A 2,349-nucleotide genomic window follows, 5' to 3' on the forward strand; every position below is an offset into this window, starting at 1 on the left:
GACTCCCTCGTCGGCGCCGCCGATGCACGCACCCCAACGACGCCCCGCCCGCCCTTCGGGCGGACGACGGGGGTTTGAAGACGGACCCTAGCCGCTCAGGCCCCCCGCGCCCGGCCGCGGCAGGCGCTGCTCGAACCACACCACCTTGCCGGCGCCCAGCCGGGTGGCGCCCCAACGGTCGGCGCAGCGGGCCACGATCTGCAGGCCGCGGCCGCGCTCGTCGTCGGGCGCGGCCCGGCGGGGGCGGGGCAGGGCCGCGTTGTCGTCGCCGACCTCGCAGCGCAGCAGCGAGGTGCGCACCAGCCGCAGGGTGACCGGTCGGGTGGCGTGCTGGATCGCGTTGGTGACCAGCTCGCTGACCATCAACTCGGTCTTCTCGGTGAGGTGTTCCAGCCCCCAGCGGCGCAGCGCGTGGGCGGCCAGCCGGCGGGCCCGGCCGGGCGTCTCGTGCCGGGGCTGGAGGTACCAGTAGGCGACGTCCTCGGCGGGGATGCCGTCGAAGGCGGCGGCGAGCAGCGCGATGTCGTCGCCGCGGTCGCCGGGCGGCAGGATCCGGAGCGCCTCCTGGCACAGGTGCTCGGGGGAGTGCGCGTGCGCGCCGGCGAGCCGGGCGCGCAACAGTTCGAGACCGGTGGTGAGCGAGCGCCGCCGGGTCTCCACCAGCCCGTCGGTGAACAGCAGCAGCGCGGATCCGGGCGGCGCGGGCAGCTCGACGGAGGCGAAGTCGACGCCGCCGACGCCGATCGGGGCGCCGGCCGGCAGGTCGAGCAGCTCGGCTCCGCCGTCGGGGCGGACCAGCACGGGCGGGACGTGCCCGGCGTTGGCGACCGTCACCCGGTTGCCGATCGGGTCGTAGACCGCGTACACGCAGGTCGCCAAGTGCTGTTCCCGGCCCAGGCGTTGGGCCTGCTCGTCGAGGTGGTAGAGGACCTCGTGCGGTGGCAGGTCGAGCCCGGCGAGGGTCTGCGCGCTGGTGCGCAGCTGGCCCATCACGGCGGCGGAGGTGAGCGAGTGCCCCATCACGTCGCCGACGATCAGGGCGACCCGGTTGCCGGGCAGCGGGATGGAGTCGTACCAGTCGCCGCCGACCTGCGCCCCGCGCTCGCCGGGCAGGTAGCGGTGCGCCAGGCGCACGCCGTGCGGCTGCGGGAGGTGCGCGGGCAGCATGGAGCGCTGGAGCTGGTCGGCGATCTCCCACTCGCGGGTGTAGCGCAGCGCGGTGTCGACGGCCAGCCCGGCCTGGGTGGCGAGGTGGCCGGCGGTGGCGGTGTCGGCGCCGTCGAAGCCGGCCGGGCCCTCCTTGCCGGGGCGGCGGACCAGCAGCAGCATGCCGAGCGCGGTGTCCCGCCCGTGCAGCGGGAGGGCGAGCAGCGCGGTGCCGGCGGGCAGCCGGCCGAGGCCGCGGGCGCCGAGGAGTTCGGCGAGGAGCGGGCGGTGCGGGTCGGCGCCGGGCCGGCCGAGCACCACCGGGCCGGTGGGCAGGCGCAGCCGCAGGGCGCGGGCGAGCGGCCCGCCGGGGTCGACCGGGCGGAGCCGGGAGCGGCGGCCGAGCCGGGTGCCCTGGGTGTGGTGGACGCGCAGCGCGGCCGGTTCGCCGGCGGCGAGTTCGACGTTGGGCAGCGGGTCGCGCAGCTGGACGACCAGGGCGTCGGCGAGTGCCGGGACGAGGACGCGGCCGAGGTTGCGCAGGGTGGTGGCGAGGTCGAGCGAGCTGTTGATCCGCCGGGCGGCGGTGTCCAGGTAGGTGAGCCGCTCCGCCAGCCGGGGCCGGTCCGACGCGGGCCGGTCCGACGCGGGCGGGTGGTCGGACGGGCCGTCCTGCGACGGCGGGTGCCGCTGGACCGGGACGGCCGGCGGCCGGCCCGCGAGGGGTTGTCGATGGTCGCGCACGGGCTGCCCTGTTCTTCAGACGGGTCAGACGTCGATCGCCCTTCGCCGGGTGTACCGGCCTTCGAGAATATGCGTGATCTCCGCCGGATGGGGCACCTTTCCGGCCAACTCGTGACCCATGGGGCCAATCCGGCCGGACGGTGGAAGCGCGGGGTGCGGACGGGGTGGTGAGCGGAGCCGTTTCGCGCCGCATGGCGCGCGCTCCCGGGAACCGCGCCGACCTGCGCGGACGTCCTTGGTGACGGTGCGTACGGCGACGTTTATCGAACGTCAATCGGGACCTGGCAGAGTCTTCCTCAGCGCCGGGGAAGCGTCAGGGCGTTGCCCCCCCCCGGGGGGGGGGGGGACCCCCCCCCCCCCCGGGGGGAGGCCCCCCGGGCGGGGGGGGTGGCGGGGAAGGCCCGGGGGGGGGGGGGGGGGCGGTGTTAGGGTGTGAGATTATGCAAAAAACAGGGCGGG

Annotated in this window: 1 protein-coding gene; it reads right to left on the minus strand. The window is 76.6% G+C overall.

Features of this window, described 5'->3' with window-relative positions:
* Positions 1 to 87: 87 nt before the first annotated feature.
* A complete protein-coding gene (locus tag ACGFX4_RS41310) occupies positions 88 to 1,890 on the minus strand; it encodes a SpoIIE family protein phosphatase (protein WP_393086386.1) in 1,803 nt (600 codons plus the stop codon).
* Positions 1,891 to 2,349 lie beyond the last annotated feature (459 nt).

The organism is Kitasatospora sp. NPDC048365 (assembly GCF_043200835.1).
In the GTDB taxonomy this organism is placed as follows: Bacteria; Actinomycetota; Actinomycetes; order Streptomycetales; family Streptomycetaceae; genus Kitasatospora; species Kitasatospora terrestris.